This is a genomic window from Rhizobacter koreensis, from assembly GCF_013366375.1.
Taxonomy (GTDB): domain Bacteria; phylum Pseudomonadota; class Gammaproteobacteria; order Burkholderiales; family Burkholderiaceae_C; genus Schlegelella_A; species Schlegelella_A koreensis.
Map to the genome: position 1 here is coordinate 115,742 of NZ_JABWMJ010000007.1, position 18,536 is coordinate 134,277.

Consider the following 18,536-nt stretch of genomic DNA (forward strand, 5'->3'; position numbering starts at 1 on the left):
GTTGAGATTCTGCTTCTGCCCACTGCGGTCCTCGCGGTGGCTCGCTCCAGAAATCCCCTGATCGGTTCTTCCGTGTTGCTGCATGCGGCGCATGTGCGTCGCATTCATTTGTAAAGATAGGATCTAGTTCAATGACGACCCAAACCGGAACCGTGAAGTGGTTCAACGAAGCCAAGGGATTCGGCTTCATCGCTCAAGACGCCGGCGGTGCCGACCTCTTCGCCCACTTCCGGGACATCGCCGGCACCGGCTTCAAGACGCTCGTCGAGAACCAGCGCGTCGAGTTCGAAGTCAAGCAAGGCCAGAAGGGCCTGCAAGCAGCCAACATCCGGGTGCTGTAAGTCGCCGGCGGGCTCGAGCCCGCCGCCGGCCGGGGCTTCGGCCCCACCGAAACGAAGCCGCGGCACTGCCGCGGCTTTTTTTGTGCCCGGCGTCCGCGCGCGGGCGCCGCGATGCAACCCGGCGCATCACGCGGAGAGCCCCGCGCGCGAGCGTGGTGCCGCCCCGGCCCATCGGTCGGACCATTCGCGGCCCGGTCGCGACGCTAGACTCGCCCGGCTCATGACCGTCCCGGCCTCGCCACCCCCGACCGACGCGCTCGACGCCATGCCCGCGGCGGTCTGGCGCGCGCTCGCCGAGCAGAGCCGCGAGCTGCTCGCGATCAGCGATGCCGAACGGCGCCTGCTCTGGGGCAACGCGGCGTTCGTGGCGTGCCTCGCGCTGCGGCCGGGCGATCGCTGGCCGCCGCGCGTCGCGGCCGCGGACGGCTCGCCGCTCGACGATGCCGTGGAAGCCGGCCTCGCCGGCGGCCGGCTCGGGCCGATCGAGCTCGACCTGCCCTGCCCGTCGCCGGGCACGTGCACGGTGCGCGCCGAGGCGCGCCGCATCGGTCGCTTTTTCGTCTGGACTCTCCAGGACCTCACCGAGTCGCGGCGCGCGAGCGCCCAGCTGCGGCGCCAGAACGAGCTTCTCGAGATGGCGCGCGAATTCGGCCGCATCGGCATTTGGGAGCGCGACATCGCGACCGGCAGCGGGCGCTGGGACCGCCAGGTGTTCGCGTTCTGGGGCCTCGATCCCGAGCACGGCACCCCGAGCTACGACGAGGCGGTGCAGCGCATCCACCCCGATGACCAGGTCCGCATGAGCTACCCGGCGAGCATGCGCAGCCCGGGCCGCTACGCGCAGCGCTACCGCGTGGTCCATCCCGACGGCAGCACGCGCTGGATCCACTCGCAGTGGGAGGTGCAGAAGTCGCCGGACGGCACCCCCGGCCGCGCGGTCGGCATCATGATGGACGACACCGAGGCGTACGAGGCGGCGCGCACCCTGCACGCGGTGAACGCCCAGCTCGAGATGGCGGTCGATCTCGGCAACATCGCGGTCTGGCGCCAGGACCTGCGCACGCAGGTCGCGCACTGCAATGCGGCCGCCTTCGGCCTCCTCGGCTATGCGCCGCGCGGCGACGGCGTGCCGGTCGGGCGTGCGCGCGCGCTGGTGCATCCCGCCGACCTCCCCGCGGTCGAGGCATCCGCGCGGCGTGCGCTGCGCACCAACCGGCCGAGCGACGTCGAGGCGCGTTATTGCCACGCCGACGGCAGCTGGCGCTACCTGCTGACGCGCCGCGTCGTGCAGCGCGGCCCCAGCAACGAGCCGCTGGCCTTCGTGGGCGTCTCGCTCGACGTCACCGACCGCGTGCTGCCGCTGCGCACCGCGCAGGATCTGGCGCGCCGGCTCGATGCCGCCGCGACCGCAGCGCGGCTCGGCATCTGGACGCTCACCGTCGGCGGCGGGGCCGAATGGAACGCGCAGATGTTCGAGCTGTTCGACGTCGATCCACGCGCGGGGACGCCGACCGTGCACGCCTGGCTCGAGAGCTGCGTCGATCCGCGCGACCGCGCGCGCGTCGCCCGTCTCGCGCTCGAGTACATCCACCACGGCAGCGGGCGCTACGAGATCGAGTTCCGCACCCGGCGCCGCGACGGCAGCAAGCGCTGGATGGTGGTCCGCGCCGACGTCGACCCGGAGCCCGGCGGCACGCGCCGCCTGCTCGGGGTCGCCCTCGACGTGACGGAGCAGCGGCAGATGCTGGAGGCGCTGCGCGACGCCAGCGAGCGCTCGGCGCTGATCACTCGCCATGCCGGCATCGGGACCTGGGAAACCGACGCCGCCGGTGGCCACGAGCGCTGGGACGACCAGATGTTCCACCTGCGCGGCCTGTCGCCGCACGACACCGTGCCGAGCCCGGCCGAGCGGCTCGCCCTGGTGCACCCCGACGATCGAAGCCGCGCGCTCGAGGAGCGCAACCGGGCCGTGGGCTCGGGCCAGCCCGGCGCCTACGAGTTCCGCGTGCGCTGGCCGGACGGCAGCTACCGCTGGCTGGCGTCGCGCTCGGCGCCGCTGCTCGATGCCGACGGCCGCGTGCTGCGCCAGGTCGGCGTCAACTGGGACATCACCGAAAGCAGGAACGCGGAGCTTGCGCGCGCGCAGGCGGCGATCGCCGAGCGCGACATGCAAGCCAAGTCGCAGTTCCTCTCGCGCATGAGCCACGAGCTGCGCACGGCGCTCAATGCGGTGCTCGGCTTCACCCAGCTGTTGCAAATCGAGGCCGAACGCGACGGCATGCAGAGCCAGCTGGACAAGCTGGCGCACATCCGCGCGGCCGGCGACCACCTGCTCTCGCTCATCAACGACGTGCTCGAGCTGTCGGGCATCGAGTCGGGCGACGTCAGGCTGGCGCCGCGGCGCGTCGAGATCGCGACGCTGGTCGGCGAGGCGCTGCCTCTGGTGGCGCCGATGGCCGACCGGCAGCGCGTCACGCTCGGCACCGGGCGGCTCGACGGCGTGGTGCACGCCGACCCGACGCGGCTGCGCCAGGTCCTGCTCAACCTGCTCTCGAACGCGATCAAGTACAACCGCGCCGGCGGCCGTGTCGACGTCGAGAGCACCGCCGCCGGCGAGCGGATGCGGCTCGCCGTTACCGATACCGGACGCGGCCTTGCCGCCAGCCAGCTCGAGCACCTGTTCGAGCCGTTCAACCGCTTCGGCGCCGAGCGCGAAGGCATCGAAGGCACGGGCATTGGTCTGACCATCGTGAAGACGCTGGTCGAGGGCATGGGTGGCTCGATCGCCGTGACCAGCACGCCGGGCCTCGGCTCGCGCTTCGAGCTCGACCTGCCGGCGACCGCACGCTTGGATGATCGCGGCGAGGCAGGTGCGCCCCCAGGCACGGCACACCCGACGTCGCCAGAGGGCGCGGCGCGGCAGCGCGACACGGTGCAGCCTTTCGCGGCCGGCGCCGCCCCGACGCGCCACGCCCGCCTGCTCTACATCGAAGACAACGCGGTCAACGTGCTGCTGGTCGAGGAGCTCGTGCGCAGCATCGGCAGCCTCTCGATCGAGGCGGCGTCGACCGGCGCCGAGGGCGTCGAGCGGGCGCGAAGCCTCCGGCCCGATCTCATCCTCGTCGACTTGCAGCTGCCCGACTTCGACGGCTACGAGGTGCTGCGCCGCCTGCGCGCCGACCCGGCGACGCGCGACATTCCTTGCGTCGCGCTCTCGGCCAACGCCATGCCCGAAGACATCGAACACGGCCTCGAGGCGGGCTTTTGCGAGTACTGGACCAAGCCGATCGACTTCGGCGTGTTCATCGCCGCGCTCGAGCGGCGCTTTCCGCCCGAAACCAGCCAAGCCGGCTAGCTCGCCGGCACCGGCGTTCGCATCGTCACGAACTCCTCGGCCGCGGTCGGGTGGATGCCGATCGTCGCATCGAAGACTGCCTTGGTCGCACCTGCCTTCATCGCGACGGCGAAGCCCTGCACCGTCTCGCCGGCATCGGCGCCGACCATGTGCAGGCCGACGACGCGATCGCTCGCCGCGTCGACCACGAGCTTCATCAGCGTGCGCTCCGAGCTGCCCGAAAGCGTGTGGCGCAGCGGGCGGAACTCGCTCTTGTAGATGCGGACCGACGCAAAGCGGGCGCGCGCATCATGCTCGGAAAACCCCACCGTGCCGATGCTCGGATGCGTGAACACCGCGGTCGGGATGTTCACGTAGTCGACGAAGCGCTCGCCCTCGCCGAACAGATGGTCGACGAGCACCATGGCCTCGGCGAGCGCGACCGGGGTGAGCTGCACGCGATCGATCACGTCGCCGATCGCGTGCACGCTCGGCACGCTGGTGGTGAAGCAGTCGTCGACCAGCACCGCGCCGTTCGGCGCGAGCTTGACGCCGACGTCGTCGAGGCCGAGTCCGCGCGTGTTCGGCTCGCGGCCCATCGCGTACAGCACCGCATCGGCCTGCAGCACGCCGCCGCCGTTGAGCTCGACGTCGATCGCGTCGCCGTTGCGGGCGAGCGCGATCGCCTCGTGCCGGGTGCGGATCGAGACGCCCTTCTTGACCATCTCGACGGCGACGAAGTTGCGGATGTCGTCGTCGAAGCCGCGCAGCACCTGATCGCCCCGGTAGAGCTGCGTCACCTCGGCGCCGAGCCCGTTGAAGATCGACGCGAACTCGCATGCGATGTAGCCGCCGCCGACGATCACCAGCCGACGCGGGAACTGCGGCAGGTCGAACACCTCGTCGGAGGTGATCGCGAGCTCGGCGCCCGGCACCTTCGGCCACACCGGCCGGCCGCCGGTCGCGACGACGATGTGTCGGGCGCGATGGCGCTGGCCGAGCACCTCGACCTCGTTCGGCCCGACGACGGTCGCGCGCCCGCGCAGCATGGTCACGCCGGCGCCTTCGAGCAGCGATGCGTAGACGCCGTTCAGGCGCGTGATCTCCATCGCACGGCGCGACTTCAGCGTCGCCCAGTCGAGCGTCGGCTCGCTCGTCGACCAGCCGTAGCCGTGCGCCTCTTCGAACGACTCGCCGTAGTGCGCGGCGAAGCTGTAGAGCTTTTTGGGAATGCAGCCGAGGTTGACGCAGGTGCCGCCGAGGGCGGCGTCTTCGGCGACGCCGACACGCAGACCGCGCTGCCCGGCGACCCGTGCGGCGCGAACGCCGCCGCTGCCGGCGCCGATGATGAACAGGTCGAAATCTTCCATCGGGGCACTGTAGCGTGCCGCCCGCTTGCCCGTGCGCCGGGGGGCGGTCACACTCGCGGCGCCTCGGGAGCCGGAATGAATCGTTGGACCTGGATCGTCGTCGTGCTGGTGATCGCCGCCGCGCTGGTGGTACTGGTGCGCTACCTCATGCCGGCACCGGTGAAGGTCGCCGCGCCTGCGCCCACGTCGACCGGAGCCCCGGTGCCGGACACGGTCGCATCCGACCCTGCCGTCGACGCGCCGGCCGGCTGAACTCGCCGCCGGCGCCGCTCACTCGAGCCCGCGCTGCAGCAGTTCCGCCGTCAGCGCGTTGAGCCCGCCGTCGTGGCCGGCGGCGCGCTCGTGCAGCGCCTTCACGAGGTTCCCGGGCAGCTTGCAGGCGAACGGCACCAGGCCTGCAGCGGCATCGAGCCGGCGCTGCTCGCGGCGGTCGATGGCAGCGCCCGAGCCGGCGGCGAAGCGGTCGGGGATGCCGGCCGCCTTCATCTGGCCGCCGATCTTGAGGCCGAGGTTCTTCGCGAGGTCGGTCTTCTTGAGGCTCATGGAAAGGGCGGGCCGAGCGGCCTTGCTGCGATCGGGCGCCGATGCTGACACAAGGTCGGGCCGCCGCGACCGCGGGCCGGCAGCGCCCGGCCACGCTGTGGCACAGTCGCGGCCTCATGGCGATCAAGGCAACCATCTTCAAGGCAAACCTCCAGATCGCCGACATGGACCGCCACGTCTACCGCGACCACGCGGTGACGCTGGCGCGGCACCCGTCCGAGACCGACGAGCGGATGATGGTGCGGCTGGTGGTGCTCGCGCTCAACCTGCCGGCCGACGCGGAAGCCGGCACGCTCGAGATCGCCAAGGGCATGTGGGACCCGGACGAGCCCGAGCTCTGGCACCGGGACCTCACCGGCCGCATCCTGCACTGGATCGAGGTCGGCCAGCCCGACGAGCGGCGCCTGCTCAAGGCGAGCGGGCGTGCCGACCGCGTCAGCGTCTACAGCTACAGCGCGAGCCCGCAGCTCTGGTGGGACCCGATCGCCGGCCGCGTCGCCCGCGCCCGCAACGTCGAGGTGTGGCACATCGATCCTGCTGCATCGAGCGCGCTCGCCGCGCTCGCCGAACGGAGCATGCAGCTGCAGGTCAACATCGAAGGCGGCTCGGCGTGGGTGACGAGCGCCGACCGTACCGTCGAGGTGAGCCCGCGCCGGCTCGAAAGCAGATGAACGACTTCCAAGACACGCCCGCCACGTCCGGCAGCACCACGACCGTTGCTGCAAGCCTCGATCCGCGCGCGCGCGAGGTGCTGGACTTCTGGTTCGGCCCGGCTGAAGCCGGCATCACCGACGTGCAGCGCCAGACCTGGTTCTCGAAGGACGAGGCGTTCGATGCGGCGATCGCGACCCGCTTCGGCACGCTGATCGAGCAGGCGCTGCGCGGCGAGCTCGAAAGCTGGGGCGCCGACCCGCACGGCGCCCTCGCCGAGATCCTGCTGCTCGACCAGTTCACGCGCAACGCCTTTCGCGGCACCCCGCGCGCGTTCGCGGGCGATCCGCGCGCCCTCGGTGCGGCGAGCGCGCTCGTCGGTTCGCGCGGCGACCTCACGCTCGAGGTGGAATGGCGGGCGTTCGCCTACATGCCGTTCGAGCACGCCGAGAGCCTGGCGATGCAGGACGAGGCGGTGCGTCTCTTCACCCGGCTGGTGCAGGACGCCGGACGCGAACGCTTCGCGTCGATGCTCGACTATGCCGAGCGGCATCGTGCGGTGATCGAGCGCTTCGGCCGCTTCCCGCATCGCAACCCGATCCTCGGGCGCCAATCGACGCCCGAGGAAGCGGTCTACCTGAGCGAGCCCGGCGCCGGGTTCTGACCCTCGTCAGCCGGCGCGGGGCTCGGCGCTCAGCGCCGGTACGGGTTGTTCGGGCTGTCGTCGCGCCGGTTCGGCACGCCGTCCCCGTCACGGTCTCGATCGAAGCGGTTCGGCACGCCATCGCGGTCGCGGTCGCGCCGGCCGCGCTCCCAGCCGCCGCGCTCGTAATACCAGCGCCCGTTGCGCTCGACCCAGGTCGGCGCCGCGTACACGTAGCCGGGGCGTTCGCGAACCCAGCTGCCTTCGACCCACACGTGGCGACGGCCGCGCCATTCCCAGTGACCCGGCGACCAGACCCAGCCGCGACGCGGCGCCGGCACCACCTCGTGACGCGGCGGCGGCGGGGCGACGTTGATCTCGATGCGCGGCTGCGCGATGGCGGGAGCGGCGACTCCGCCGCCCAGCGAGGCGGCGACGAGGGCAGCGGCGAGCAGTGTTTTCTTCATCACGGAATCTCCGTTGTGAGGGACGCCGGAGTCTTTTCCAGGGACCGCGAAGCCTCCATCGGCGATCCGCGAATGCGCTTGTAGGCGTCGTTCCCACCCCGTAAAGAACCGCTGCTGCCGCGTGAAGCGGCTATGCCCGAGCGGCCGCCTCCTTCTCCTGCAGCAGGCGCCACATCACCTTGCCCGAGCCCGACTTCGGCAGGGCATCGACGAATTCGACGAGCTTGGGCGCCTTGTACGCGGCCATGTGCTCGCGCGCCCACGCGATGATCTCGTCGGCGCTGGTCACGCCCTTGGCCTCGGCGCGCAGCACGATCACCGCCTTGACGGTCTCGCCGCGATAGGCGTCACGTGCCGCGATGATGCAGGCCTCCTGCACCGCCGGATGCTTGTAGAGCAGCATCTCGACCTCGGCGGGCCAGACCTTGAAGCCGCTCGCGTTGATCATTCGCTTGAGGCGGTCGGTGATGAAGAAGTAGCCCTCCTCGTCCATGCGCCCGAGGTCGCCGGTGCGGAAGAACGAACGGCCGTCGAACTCGACGAACGCGTCGCGCGTCGCCTCGGGGTGCTGCCAGTAGCCCTTGAACACCATCGGACCGCGCGTGATGATCTCGCCGACCTCGCCGGGCGGCAGTTCCTCGAGTGTCGTGGGGTCGACCACGCGCGAGTCGACGCCGAAGATCGGGATGCCCAGGCACTGCAGCTTGGCGCGCTCGGGCGGGTTGGCGTGGCTCGGCGCCGCGGTCTCGGTGAGGCCGTAGCCTTCGGCAAAGGTCAGACCAAATTCGTTCTGCAGGCGCTCGGCCACCGCGTGCGGCATCGCCGCCCCGCCGCCGCTCATGTAGCGCATGCTCGAGAGGTCGAAGCTGCGGTAGTTGGGGCTTCCGAACAGGTCGATCACCATCGTCGGGATGCAGGTCCAGTGGGTGATGCGATGGCGCGAGATCAGGCGGCCGGCAAGCTCGCGGTCCCAGCGCGGCATCAGCACGTGGGTCGAGCCGCTGTGCACCACGCCGAGTACGCCGTAGAGCATGCCGGTGATGTGGAACATCGGGACCACGCCGAGGCCGATCGACTCGGGACCGGCGTAGCTCCACTGCCCGCCGACGGTGTTGTGCATCAGCGTGCGGTGCGTGTGCATGCAGCCCTTCGGCAGGCCCGTGGTGCCCGACGTGTACGGCAGCATCGCGAGGTCGTCGGGGCCGGCGGTGTGCGGTCCCGGCACGTGGCCGGACGCGAGCACGTCGGTCCAGCGCACGCAGCCGTCCGGCAGCGGCAGGTCGAGGCGCAGCCACGCCTCCATCGCCGGCGACGGCGTCTCGTCGGGATCGAGCGCGCCCTCGGGCATCGCGTCGGCGTAGCGCGTCGCGATCACGTGGCCGAGGCGCTGCTCGTCCGGCAAGGCACGGTTGGCGTCGTCGACCACGCAGGCGAGGTCGGCGCTGCAGATGACGACCTTGGTGCCCGGGTCGGTGATGTAGTGCCTGAACTCGTCGGCACGATTCATCGGGTTGACCGGCACCACCACCGCGTTGGCGCGCAGCACGCCGTAGTAGGCCGCGGCGAACTGCGGACAGTTCTGCATGAAGAGTGCGACGCGGTCGCCCGCCCCGACGCCCGCGTGCTGCAGCCAGCCGGCAATCGCCTCGGCCTGCGTGTGCAGTTCGCGGTACGAGAGGTCGCGCCCGAAGAAGCGGTACGCCGCCTTGTCCGGGAAGCGCCTGGCCGCGACCTCCAGGTTGAACCAGAGCGAGGTCTCGGGCACGACCAGCTCGCGCGGCAGGCGCTTGGGCCAGATGCGGAAGTGCGGGCGGTCGGCGGGAACGTGGAAGTCGTTGTCGTCGGTCACGGGTTCCTCGGCGGTTGAGTCAGCGCGCGGCGCGCGCCGGTGGATGTCGCTCGGTGGCGCGCGACGCGGCGCCGGATGCCTCGGGGCGCGGGGCGACGCCGCGGCGCGCCGGCACGGTGGTGACCACGACGCCGCTGGCCGCGACCTCCCGCTTCGCGAAGGCGCGTTCCTCGGCGGCATTGAGCAGCGCGATGGCGAGCGCGCCGACCAGCGTGGCAAGGCCGAGGATCAGCACCGCGACGAGTGGCGTCAGCGGCAGCGACAGCCAGCGGCGCACGTGGCGCGGCTCGGCCGCCGGCGGGTGATCGGCGCCGCCCGGCGTCGTCGCGCGCAGGTCCGCGTCGGCGGTGCGGCGCAGCGATGGGGCCGCGGCGGCGGGTGCGTCGGGTTCAGTGGTCGCCGCATCGGCGGCAACGTCGCGGGCGTCGGCCGCCACCACCGTCGCGGCGTCGTCCAGCGGCACCTCGGCGACCCCGTCGAGCACCGCACGCAGCGCCGCGACGTTCGGCGGCCGCCGCTCGGGGCGCACCTCGAGCATCCAGGCGACCGCCTCGACGAAGCGCGGCGAGACGCCGGCGACGATGCGCGCGCCGATCCCCTGCGAGTCGGGCCGCCGCGCACGAGTCGGCGCGGGCGCCGGCGCAACGCCGAACAGCAGCGCGTGCAGCACCGCGCCGAGCGCGTAGAGGTCCGTCCACGGACCGAGGCCACGCGCCTGCGCGTGCCCGCCGTACTGCTCGGGCGCGGCGAAACCGGCGCTCAATGTCGACTCGGGGACCCCGGCGTGCTCGGCGAGCACGCGACGCGCCGCGTCGAAGCCGAGCAGCAGCGGCGGCCCGTCGGCGGGGATCACGATGTGCGTCGACGCGATCGCGCCGTGCACCACGCCCTCGCGGTGCAGGCGGTCGAGGGCGCCGAGCAGCGGCCCGACGAGGCTGCGCAGCCACGGCTCGTCGGGCGGGTACGGCATCGAGCGACGCAGGTCGCGCAGATCGATGCCGCGGGCATCGCGCGTCACGCGGTAGGCCGTACCGCGGTCCTCCCAGAAGCGCTCGACGCGGGCAAGCGACGGATGTTCGAGGCGCGCAAGAAGGCGCGCCTCGTCGACGAACGCGCGCAGGCCGGCCTGATATGCCGCTCCGGCCCCCGCATCGCGCAGGACGACGTCGCGGCCGTTCGCGCGCTGCGCCAACGCCCGCGGCAGGTATTCGTCGAGGACGACCTCGCGATCGTGCGAGCGGTCGCGCGCCACGTAGGCGATGCCGACGTCGTCGACGGCGAGCACGTGCTCGACCTCGAACTCGGCGAAACGGGTGCCGGCTGCGAGCGCGCCCGGCGCGCCGGAAGCCGGAGGATGCGCGGGATCGGGCGCCAGGGTGCTCATCGGACGGGGCCGCGCGGAGGAAGGCGTCGAGCTTACCCGTCGGGCAGCCCGCGCCGGAAGGCCCGACCCTGGGTGAAACCCCGGGTGGCGGCATCGATCCACTTAAGATCGCGCCTTCCGCATCGCTCCTTCGCCATGGCCACCATCCTCCAGCAGCTGCCCGTGGGGCAGAAAGTCGGTATCGCGTTCTCCGGCGGCCTCGACACCAGCGCCGCGCTCCACTGGATGCGCCAGAAGGGCGCCGTTCCGTACGCCTACACCGCCAACCTGGGCCAGCCCGACGAGCCGGACTACGAGGAGATCCCGCGCAAGGCGATGCAGTACGGCGCCGAGGAGGCGCGCCTCGTCGACTGCCGCGCCCAGCTGGTGGCCGAAGGCATCGCGGCGCTGCAGGCCGGCGCCTTCCACATTTCGACCGCCGGCATCACCTACTTCAACACCACGCCGATCGGGCGTGCGGTGACCGGGACCATGCTGGTCGCGGCGATGAAGGCCGACGACGTCAACATCTGGGGCGACGGCAGCACCTACAAGGGCAACGACATCGAGCGCTTCTACCGCTACGGCCTGCTCGCCAACCCCGCGCTCAGGATCTACAAACCGTGGCTCGACCAGGCGTTCATCGACGAGCTCGGCGGCCGCGCCGAGATGTCGGCGTTCATGAGCCAGGCCGGCTTCGCCTACAAGATGTCGGCCGAGAAGGCGTACTCGACCGACTCGAACATGCTGGGCGCGACGCACGAGGCGAAGGACCTCGAGCACCTCGACAGCGGCATCAAGCGCGTCGAGCCGATCATGGGCGTGGCGTTCTGGCGCGAGAGCGTCGACGTGAGGCGCGAAGAGGTGCGCGTGCGCTTCGAGGAAGGCCGCCCGGTCGCGCTGAACGGCACCGAGTACCCCGACCTGGTCGAGCTGATGCTCGAGGCCAACCGGATCGGCGGCCGTCACGGCCTGGGCATGAGCGACCAGATCGAGAACCGCATCATCGAAGCGAAGAGCCGCGGCATCTACGAGGCTCCGGGCCTCGCCTTGCTGTTCGCCGCCTACGAGCGCCTCGTCACCGGCATCCACAACGAAGACACGATCGAGCAGTACCGGGAGAACGGCCGCAAGCTCGGCCGCCTGCTGTACCAGGGCCGCTGGTTCGATCCGCAGGCGCTGATGCTGCGCGAGACCGCGCAGCGCTGGGTCGCGCGCGCGATCACCGGCGAGGTGGCGTTCGAGCTGCGCCGCGGCAACGACTACTCGATCCTCGACACGCGCTCGCCCAACCTCACCTACCACCCCGAGCGCCTGACGATGGAAAAGGGCGAGTCGACGTTCTCGCCGCAGGACCGCATTGGCCAGCTGACGATGCGCAACCTCGACATCGCCGACACCCGCACCAAGCTCGAGACCTACGCCAAGGTCGGGCTGCTGACCGCCGGCGGCAACGAGCTGCTGCCGCAGCTCGGCAGCGACCAGCCGGGCGAGTGAACCCCGCGAGCCCGCCGCGATGCCGACCTGGCTGATCGCCGCGGGCTGGGGCCTCGTCGCCGGCGCGGCGCTGGTGATCGGCGCCGCCCTGCCCTACGTCGTCAAGGTGCCGACGCGGCTGGTGGCCGCGATCATGGCGTTCGGCAGCGGCGTGCTGATCTCGACGCTGTCGTTCGAGCTGATGGACGAGGCGTTCCAGCGCGGCGGGTTCGGCGCGACCGCGACCGGGTTCGTCGCCGGCGCGGCGATCTACTCGCTCGCCAACGCATGGCTGTCGCGGCGCGGTGCGAGGCACCGCAAGCGCTCGGGAGAACAGCAGCCGAGCGAGGCCGACCACGGCGGCAGCGGCCTCGCCATCGCGGTCGGCGCGCTGCTCGACGGGATCCCCGAATCGATGGTGATCGGCCTCAGCCTGCTGCAGGGCGGCGCGGTGAGCACCGTCGCGGTGATCGCGATCTTCCTGTCGAACCTGCCCGAGGGTCTGTCGAGCGCCGCCGGCATGAAGCAGGCGGGCCGCAGCCCGCTCTACGTGTTCGGCGTGTGGGGCGGCATCGCGCTGATGTCGGGCCTCGCCGCGCTCGCCGGCTACGTGCTGTTCGCCGGCACCTCGCCCGCGGTGGTCGCCGCGACCACCGCGGTCGCTGCCGGCGCGATCCTCGCGATGCTCGCCGACACCATGATCCCGGAGGCGTTCGAGGAGGCGCACGACTTCGCCGGGCTGATCACGGTGATCGGCTTCCTGGCCGCGTTCGCGCTCAGCAAGCTGGCTGGCTGATCGCGGCGCGACGCCGGCGTTCAGTCGCCGCCGCAGCCGCTCCCGCCGTCGCCGTCGCCGCCGCCACCATCCGACGATTCGGCCCCGCCGAAGGAGTCGGCGTCGCCGCTGAAGCCGTCGTCGCCGAAGCTGGTGCCGCAGTAGACCGCGCCGTCGCTGCCGCCGGCCGCGCTCTTGGCGAGGATGTCGCGGCAGTCGGTCACGTAGACGAAGCCGCCCGCGATCGCGAGCTTGCGGTCGAGCGCGAACAGGAGCGGCAGCCGCGACGGCTTGCGCGGGTCGATCGACTCGTCCTTGCAGCTCCAGTACCAGGCGCGGCGCAGGCCGTCGTTGTCGCTGGCGCGCGCGCCGAGCGCCTCGGCCGGCGTGTGGTGCAGGAAGCGTCCGAGCGCGAGGTCGCACCACTCGGCATACGCCCGCGTGTGCAGGATGAAGGCGTGCCAGAACGTGTCGACCGCGCGCGAGGGCATCGCCACGAACGCGCGATCGCTGCGTGCGCAGGCGAGGAAGAACTGCCGGAAGCCGCGCTCGACGAGGTCGCAGTCGGCGCCGTCGAGGTGCGGATGCTGCTCGCGGAGCTTGCGCTTGAGGAACGCCGGCAGGGTGCGCTCCCGGATCACGCGCTCGCGCTGCCAGCGCACCCACGCGGTCAGCGCGCCGGCGCCGACGAGCACGACGGCACCGAGCGCGAACCACCACGGACGCGGCCGCGCGCCCATCACGACGGCGCCGACCAGCATCAGCACGGCCATGCCGAGAAGCAGCGCACGCCACGCCGCTGCGCGGCGAAGCAGCAGGCGGGCGGCGGGCGTCATGCGCGCTGGCCGGTCAGACGATCACCGGCTCGGGTTCGAGGCGGATGCCGAAGCGCCCGTAGACGCTCTCCTGGATCGCGCGGGCCAGCGTCATCACCTCGGAGCCGATCGCGGCGCCGCGATTGACGAGCACCAGCGCCTGCTTCTCGTAGACGCCGGCGCCGCCGACGCTCTTTCCCTTCCAGCCGCAGACGTCGATCATCCAGCCTGCGGCGAGCTTCACGCTGCCGTCGGGCAACGGGTAGTGCACGATCTCCGGGTCGCGGCCGATGATGTCGCGGCACTGCTCGGGCGTGACGACCGGGTTCTTGAAAAAGCTGCCGGCGTTGCCGATGGCCGCCGGGTCGGGCAGCTTGGTGCGCCGGATCGCGACGATCCAGTCGTGGATCTGGCGCGGCGTCGGGTTCGTGACACCCGTCTCGAGCATCTTGCGCTGCAGTTCGAGGTAACCGAGCACCGGCTGCCAGGGCCGCGGCAGGCGAAAGCGCACCCGCGTGATCACCTGGCTGCCGGGCGGCGTGCTCGCGCTGCCGGGTGCGGGCGCCGCGGCCGGGGGCGTGTCGTCGACCGGCTCGAACGACGCGCCGCGCTTGAACGCGCTGTCGCGGTAGCCGAAGCGGCAGCGCGCGGCGTCCCAGGTGCGGGTCTCGCCGGTCGCCAGGTCGACCGCATCGAGCGACTCGAAGCGGTCCTTGAGCTCGATGCCGTAGGCGCCGATGTTCTGCACCGGCGAGGCGCCGACCGTGCCGGGAATCGACGCCATGTTCTCGAGGCCGGGGCAGCCCGCCTCGAGCGTGAACGCAACGAGGTCGTCCCAGCCGACGCCGCCGCCCGCCTCGACGATCCACGCGTCGGCGCGCTCCTCGACGACGGCCATGCCCGGCACCTCGACCTTCAGCACCACCTGCGGCATGTCGCGCGTGAGGATGATGTTGCTGCCGCCGCCGAGCACGAACTTGGCGGCGGGGCCGAGCACCGGGTCGGCCACGACCCGGCGCACGTCGTCGTCGCTGCGCACGCGTACGAGCGTGCGCGCCACCGCCGGCAGACCGAACGTGTTGTAGGGTTTGAGGCTCACCCCGGAGTCGACTTGCATGGGAGAATTTTCGCCGATCCGACGCGGCGCAACCGCCTGCCCGCGCTCCCCCCACAGTCGCCGCTCGCGCGTTCGAGCCGGCCCGCCACCGAGGACTCGCCGATGCCCAGCTTCGACACCGTGGTCGACCCGAACCTCGTCGAGGTTCGCAACGCGGTCGACCAGAGCGCGAAGGAGATCGCCACGCGCTTCGACTTCAAGGGCTCGTCGGCCCGCGTCGAGTTGAAGGAGAAGGAGCTGACGCTCTATGCCGACAGCGACTTCCAGATCGGCCAGGTCACCGACATCCTCATCGCCAAGCTGACCAAGCGCAACGTCGACGTGCGCTTTCTCGACCGCAGCGCCAAGATCGAGAAGATCGGCGGCGACAAGGTCAAGCAGGTGCTGCTCGTCAAGAGCGGCATCGACAGCGACACCGCCAAGAAGATCCAGGCCGCGGTCAAGCAGAGCAAGCTCAAGGTACAGGCCGCCATCCAGGGCGAGAGCGTGCGCGTCACCGGCGCCAAGCGCGACGACCTGCAGGCGGCGATGGCGCTGATCCGCAAGGAAGTCGCCGACGTGCCGCTGTCGTTCGACAACCTGCGCGACTGACGATGCCGGACCATACGCGTGGCGCGGTCGCCGCGGCCCTCGCCACGCTCGCGCTGTGCGTCGGCAATGCCGGCGCGCAGACCGTCTCGCTGAGCGGCAGCCTCGGCAGCAAGGCGCTGCTGATGATCGACGGCAAGCCGCGCAGCATCGCGGTCGGCAGCACGGTCGACGGCGTGCGGCTCGTGTCGGTGAGCGGCAGCGAGGCCATCGTCGAAGTCAAGGGCCAGCGCATCACACTCGCGCTCGGCGCCGCGCAGGTGAATGCCGGCGGCCAGCCGAGCCCCGGCAGCGGCAGCCAGATCGTGCTCAGCGCCGACATCAACGGCCACTTCTTCACCGCCGGCACGATCAACGGGCGCGCGGTGCGTTTCGTCGTCGATACCGGCGCGACCTCGATCACCATCGGACAGGTCGAAGCCGACCGCCTCGGCATCGACTACCGCTCGGGCCGCCGCACCTACACCAACACCGCCAACGGCGTCGTGCCGGCATACGGCGTGTCGCTCGGCGTGGTGCAGGTCGGCGACGTCCAGGTCTACAACGTCGACGCGATCGTGCTGCCGGCCGCCATCAGCCACGTGCTGCTCGGCAACAGCTTCCTCACGCGCTTCCAGATGCGGCGCGACAACGACCGCCTCACGCTCGAGCGCCGCTTCTGAGGCGACGCGGCCGCTGCCCGCGAAGGCAGCGGCCGCGCCCGGGGCGCGAAGCCGTCAGGCGGCGTTCGGAACGCCGGCGGCTGCCGGTTCGGTCGCCGCGCCGTACATCGCACCACCGACCGCGAGCGCCGTCATGTTGATGACGCGGCGCGTGGTCGCCGACGGTGTGAGGATGTGCGCCGGCTTGGCCGCGCCGAGCAGGATCGGGCCGATCGTCACGCCCTGGCCGCCCACCACCTTCAGGACGTTGAAGAGGATGTTCGCGGCGTCGAGGTTGGGCAGCACCAGCACGTTGGCCTCGCCGGTGAGCGCGCTGTTCGGCAGGTAGCGCTCGCGGATCACCGCCGAAAGGGCGGCGTCGCCGTGCATCTCGCCGTCGCACTCGATGTCGGGCGCCATCTGGCGGAAGCGGTCGGCGGCGCGCCGCACGCGCTGCGCGGAGGCGCGCTTGGACGAGCCGAAGTTCGAGTGCGAGAGGAACGCCACCTTGGCCGGGAGGCCGAAGCGCCGCACCTCGTTGGCCGCCATCAGCGCGACCTCGGCAAGCTGATCGGCGGTCGGCTCCTCGTTGACGAAGGTGTCGGTGATGAAGAGGCTGCGCTCGCCGAGCGTCAGCGCGTTGAGCGCCGCGAAGGTGTTGGCACCGGGCGCGAGGCCGATCACGTCGCGCACGTGCTCGAGGTGGCCGTCGAAGCGACCGACCAGGCCGCAGAGCAGCGCGTCGGCGTCGCCGCGGTGCAGCATCAGCGAGCCGATCAGCGTGTTCGAGCGCCGCACCGCCGCCTTGGCCATGTCGGGCGTGATGCCCTCGCGGCCCATGAGCTCGTGGTAGTTCTCCCAGTAGGCGCGGTAGCGCGGGTCGCCCTCGGGGTCGACGATCTCGAAGTCGCGACCGGCCTGCAGGCGCAGGCCCGCACGCTCGATGCGCATCTGCACCACCGCCGGCCGGCCGATGAGGATCGGCTTGGCCAAGCCCTCGTCGAGCACCACCTGCACCGCGCGCAGCACGCGGTCGTCCTCGCCTTCGGCGTAGGCGACGCGTGCCGGCTTGGCGCGCGCCACCGCGAACAGCGGCCGCATCATCATGCCGGTCTGGTAGACGTAGCGCGCGAGCGACTGACGGTACGCCTCGATGTCGGCGATCGGCCGCGTCGCGACGCCGCTCTCGGCAGCGGCCGCCGCCACGGCCGGCGCGATGCGCAGGATGAGGCGCGCGTCGAACGGCTTCGGGATGATGTAGTCGGGGCCGAACTTGAGTTCCTGCCCCGCATAGGCGGCGGCGACCTCGTCCGACAGCTCGGCCTTGGCGAGCGCCGCGATCTCGCGCACGCAGGCGAGCTTCATTTCCTCGGTGATGCGCGTCGCGCCGCAGTCGAGCGCGCCGCGGAAGATGTACGGGAAGCAGAGGACGTTGTTGACCTGGTTCGGGTAGTCCGAGCGACCGGTCGCGACGATGCAGTCGGGCTTGGCTTCCTTCGCGAGCTCGGGGCGAATCTCCGGCTCGGGGTTGGCGAGCGCGAGGATGATCGGCTGGTCGGCCATGGTCCGCACCATGTCGGGCGTCAGCACGCCGGCGGTCGAGCAGCCGAGGAAGACGTCGCAGCCGACGACCACGTCGGCGAGCGTGCGCGCCGCGGTCTTCTGGCAGTAGCGCTGCTTCGATTCGTCGAGGCGGCCGCTCCTGGCGTCCTCGCGCTGGTCCTGGATCACGCCCTTCGAGTCGACCGCGTAGATGTTCTCGCGCCTGACGCCGAGGCCGACCATGATGTCGAGGCAGGCGATCGCCGCCGCGCCGGCGCCCGAGGCGACGAGCTTGATCTCGCCGATCGACTTGCCGACGAGTTCCAGGCCGTTGAGCAGCGCGGCGCCCGAGATGATCGCGGTGCCGTGCTGGTCGTCGTGGAACACCGGGATCTGCATGCGCGCCTTGAGTGCCTTCTCGATGTAGAAGCACTCGGGCGCCTTGATGTCCTCGAGGTTGATGCCGCCGAGCGTGGGCTCGAGCGACGCGATGATCTCGATCAGCTTGTCGGGATCCTTCTCGTCGAGCTCGATGTCGAAGACGTCAATGCCGGCGAACTTCTTGAACAGGCACCCCTTGCCTTCCATCACCGGCTTGGCGGCGAGCGGACCAATGTCGCCGAGGCCCAGCACCGCAGTGCCATTGGTGACGACGCCGACCAGGTTGCCGCGCGAGGTGAATTCGGCCGCCTTGGCCGGGTCTTCCTCGATCGCGAGGCACGGGTAGGCGACGCCGGGCGAGTACGCGAGCGAGAGGTCGCGCTGGTTCGACAGCGCTTTGGTCGGCGTGACGGAGATCTTGCCGAACGACGGCGAGCGGTGGTATTCGAACGCCGCGTCGCGCAGGAGTTTCTCGGCATCGCTGAGCGGTTTTTCTTGTGGGTCGGTCATGGACGGTCCTCGTGCCGGAATGCGCCAACCATCGCCGCGCCGGCGTGCCGCGACAAGGGGGGAAACCGCAAGGCTACCGCCTGCGCGCACCGCGTGCCCTCCCGAGCCGCAGCCGGTCGAAACCACGAGC

17 protein-coding genes are annotated in these 18,536 nt (G+C 71.3%); 9 read left to right on the top strand and 8 right to left on the bottom strand.

Annotated elements, in window-relative coordinates; all coding sequences use genetic code 11:
- Positions 1-131: 131 nt before the first annotated feature.
- Together HQN59_RS15490 and HQN59_RS15495 are read left to right on the top strand one after the other, a co-directional pair.
- On the top strand, positions 132-341 hold the full coding sequence (locus tag HQN59_RS15490) for a cold-shock protein (protein ID WP_176070024.1): 210 nt from the start codon (positions 132-134) through the stop codon (positions 339-341).
- Between the two features lie 220 nt (positions 342-561).
- Positions 562-3,696, top strand: a complete 3,135-nt coding sequence (locus HQN59_RS15495) for a PAS domain-containing protein (RefSeq protein ID WP_176070025.1) — start codon at positions 562-564, stop codon at positions 3,694-3,696.
- Here the strand turns inward: HQN59_RS15495 and gorA are convergent.
- The gene (gene gorA / locus HQN59_RS15500) at positions 3,693-5,045 is read right to left on the bottom strand and encodes a glutathione-disulfide reductase (RefSeq protein WP_176070026.1); all 1,353 of its coding nucleotides are present in this window, start codon (positions 5,043-5,045) and stop codon (positions 3,693-3,695) included. The two genes, HQN59_RS15495 and gorA, sit on opposite strands and share 4 nt — an antisense overlap.
- 75 nt (positions 5,046-5,120) lie before the next feature.
- On the opposite strand from gorA, the gene HQN59_RS15505 reads away from it, so the two are divergent.
- Positions 5,121-5,297: a hypothetical protein gene (locus tag HQN59_RS15505; RefSeq protein ID WP_176070027.1), complete on the top strand. Its 177-nt coding sequence runs from the start codon at positions 5,121-5,123 to the stop codon at positions 5,295-5,297.
- Positions 5,298-5,315: 18 nt separating this feature from the next.
- Here the strand turns inward: HQN59_RS15505 and HQN59_RS15510 are convergent, their stop codons facing one another.
- Complete coding sequence (locus tag HQN59_RS15510; protein ID WP_176070028.1) at positions 5,316-5,588, bottom strand: hypothetical protein; 273 nt, start codon at positions 5,586-5,588, stop codon at positions 5,316-5,318.
- A gap of 116 nt (positions 5,589-5,704) precedes the next feature.
- Here HQN59_RS15510 and HQN59_RS15515 point away from each other — a divergent pair, with 116 nt between their 5' ends.
- Both HQN59_RS15515 and HQN59_RS15520 read left to right on the top strand, forming a co-directional pair.
- On the top strand, positions 5,705-6,259 hold the full coding sequence (locus HQN59_RS15515) for a YaeQ family protein (RefSeq protein ID WP_176070029.1): 555 nt from the start codon (positions 5,705-5,707) through the stop codon (positions 6,257-6,259).
- Positions 6,256-6,903, top strand: a complete 648-nt coding sequence (locus HQN59_RS15520; protein WP_176070030.1) for a DUF924 family protein — start codon at positions 6,256-6,258, stop codon at positions 6,901-6,903. The genes HQN59_RS15515 and HQN59_RS15520 overlap by 4 nt, the downstream gene beginning before the upstream one ends.
- 29 nt (positions 6,904-6,932) lie before the next feature.
- Here the strand turns inward: HQN59_RS15520 and HQN59_RS15525 are convergent, their stop codons facing one another.
- The 3 genes from HQN59_RS15525 to HQN59_RS26175 all read right to left on the bottom strand — a co-directional run bounded on the left by HQN59_RS15525 (position 6,933) and on the right by HQN59_RS26175 (position 10,582).
- Positions 6,933-7,349, bottom strand: a complete 417-nt coding sequence (locus tag HQN59_RS15525; RefSeq protein WP_176070031.1) for a YXWGXW repeat-containing protein — start codon at positions 7,347-7,349, stop codon at positions 6,933-6,935.
- A gap of 130 nt (positions 7,350-7,479) precedes the next feature.
- Positions 7,480-9,198, bottom strand: coding sequence for a long-chain fatty acid--CoA ligase (locus HQN59_RS15530; protein ID WP_342451218.1), 1,719 nt, complete (start codon positions 9,196-9,198; stop codon positions 7,480-7,482).
- A 19-nt stretch (positions 9,199-9,217) separates the two neighbouring features.
- The gene (locus HQN59_RS26175) at positions 9,218-10,582 is read right to left on the bottom strand and encodes a serine/threonine protein kinase (protein ID WP_246294946.1); all 1,365 of its coding nucleotides are present in this window, start codon (positions 10,580-10,582) and stop codon (positions 9,218-9,220) included.
- Positions 10,583-10,717: 135 nt separating this feature from the next.
- Between HQN59_RS26175 and argG the strand changes: the two genes are divergently transcribed.
- Both argG and HQN59_RS15540 read left to right on the top strand, forming a co-directional pair.
- Positions 10,718-12,058, top strand: a complete 1,341-nt coding sequence (gene argG / locus HQN59_RS15535) for an argininosuccinate synthase (protein ID WP_176070033.1) — start codon at positions 10,718-10,720, stop codon at positions 12,056-12,058.
- A 19-nt stretch (positions 12,059-12,077) separates the two neighbouring features.
- Positions 12,078-12,833: a ZIP family metal transporter gene (locus tag HQN59_RS15540; RefSeq protein ID WP_176070034.1), complete on the top strand. Its 756-nt coding sequence runs from the start codon at positions 12,078-12,080 to the stop codon at positions 12,831-12,833.
- Between the two features lie 20 nt (positions 12,834-12,853).
- Here HQN59_RS15540 and HQN59_RS15545 read toward each other — a convergent pair whose 3' ends face one another.
- Entirely contained in the window at positions 12,854-13,648 is a 795-nt protein-coding gene (locus tag HQN59_RS15545; protein ID WP_176070035.1) for a glycine-rich domain-containing protein, read from the bottom strand.
- Positions 13,649-13,661: 13 nt separating this feature from the next.
- Positions 13,662-14,744 carry a UDP-N-acetylmuramate dehydrogenase gene (gene murB, locus HQN59_RS15550; RefSeq protein ID WP_176070036.1) on the bottom strand — a complete coding sequence of 361 codons (1,083 nt, stop codon included), beginning with the start codon at positions 14,742-14,744 and terminating at the stop codon, positions 13,662-13,664.
- Positions 14,745-14,846: 102 nt separating this feature from the next.
- Here murB and HQN59_RS15555 point away from each other — a divergent pair, with 102 nt between their 5' ends.
- Positions 14,847-15,335 (top strand): YajQ family cyclic di-GMP-binding protein, encoded by a 489-nt coding sequence (locus HQN59_RS15555; RefSeq protein ID WP_176070037.1) that lies wholly within the window; start codon positions 14,847-14,849, stop codon positions 15,333-15,335.
- A 2-nt stretch (positions 15,336-15,337) separates the two neighbouring features.
- Entirely contained in the window at positions 15,338-15,994 is a 657-nt protein-coding gene (locus HQN59_RS15560; RefSeq protein ID WP_176070038.1) for a retropepsin-like aspartic protease family protein, read from the top strand.
- A 54-nt stretch (positions 15,995-16,048) separates the two neighbouring features.
- Here HQN59_RS15560 and HQN59_RS15565 read toward each other — a convergent pair whose 3' ends face one another.
- Complete coding sequence (locus HQN59_RS15565; protein WP_176070039.1) at positions 16,049-18,406, bottom strand: NADP-dependent malic enzyme; 2,358 nt, start codon at positions 18,404-18,406, stop codon at positions 16,049-16,051.
- Positions 18,407-18,536: the final 130 nt, after the last annotated feature.